Consider the following 1,139-nt stretch of genomic DNA (forward strand, 5'->3'; position numbering starts at 1 on the left):
ATGGCCAAAGGTAAATTTGAGCGTAATAAGCCGCATGTGAACATTGGCACGATTGGTCACGTTGACCATGGCAAGACGTCCCTGACGGCGGCGATCACGAAGTTTTTCGGCGAGTTCCGTGCTTATGACCAGATTGACGCCGCTCCTGAGGAGAAGGCGCGCGGCATCACGATCTCGACGGCTCACGTCGAGTACGAGACGGAGAACCGTCACTACGCCCACGTCGACTGCCCCGGCCACGCCGACTATGTGAAGAACATGATCACGGGTGCGGCGCAGATGGACGGCGCGATCCTGGTTGTGTCGGCTGCCGACGGCCCGATGCCGCAGACCCGCGAGCACATTCTGCTTGCCCGTCAGGTTGGCGTTCCGGCGATCGTGGTGTTCCTGAACAAGGTCGACCAGGTTGACGACGCCGAGCTTCTGGAGCTTGTCGAGCTCGAGGTTCGCGAGCTTCTGTCGGTCTACGAGTTCCCGGGCGACGACATTCCGATCATCCCGGGTTCGGCGCTGGCTGCCCTGGAAGATTCCAACAAGGAGATCGGCGAGGATGCGGTCCGCAAGCTGATGGCCGAAGTCGACGCCTACATCCCGACGCCGGAGCGTCCGATCGACCAGCCGTTCCTGATGCCGATCGAGGACGTGTTCTCGATCTCGGGTCGCGGCACGGTTGTGACGGGCCGCGTGGAGCGCGGTGTTGTCAAGGTTGGCGAGGAAGTCGAGATCGTCGGCATTCGTCCGACCTCGAAGACGACGGTTACGGGCGTCGAGATGTTCCGCAAGCTGCTCGACCAGGGCCAGGCTGGCGACAACATCGGCGCGCTGATCCGCGGCGTTGGCCGTGAGGACGTCGAGCGCGGCCAGATCCTGTGCAAGCCGGGTTCGGTGAAGCCGCACACGAAGTTCAAGGCCGAGGCCTACATCCTGACGAAGGAGGAGGGTGGCCGTCACACGCCGTTCTTCACCAACTACCGTCCGCAGTTCTACTTCCGCACGACGGACGTGACGGGCATCGTGACGCTGCCGGAAGGCACTGAGATGGTTATGCCTGGCGACAACGTGACGGTCGACGTGACGCTGATCGTGCCGATCGCGATGGAAGAGAAGCTGCGCTTCGCCATCCGCGAAGGCGGCCGCAC

Annotated in this window: 1 protein-coding gene; it reads left to right on the forward strand. The window is 62.7% G+C overall.

Annotated features, from left to right (window positions below; all coding sequences use genetic code 11):
- Positions 1-1,139, forward strand: a 1,139-nt coding sequence (gene tuf / locus V1479_RS26110) for an elongation factor Tu (protein ID WP_368805379.1), incomplete at its 3' end; no start/stop codon positions are given.

Source organism: Neoaquamicrobium sediminum (genome assembly GCF_040970315.1).
GTDB classification, from domain to species: domain Bacteria; phylum Pseudomonadota; class Alphaproteobacteria; order Rhizobiales; family Rhizobiaceae; genus Aerobium; species Aerobium sediminum.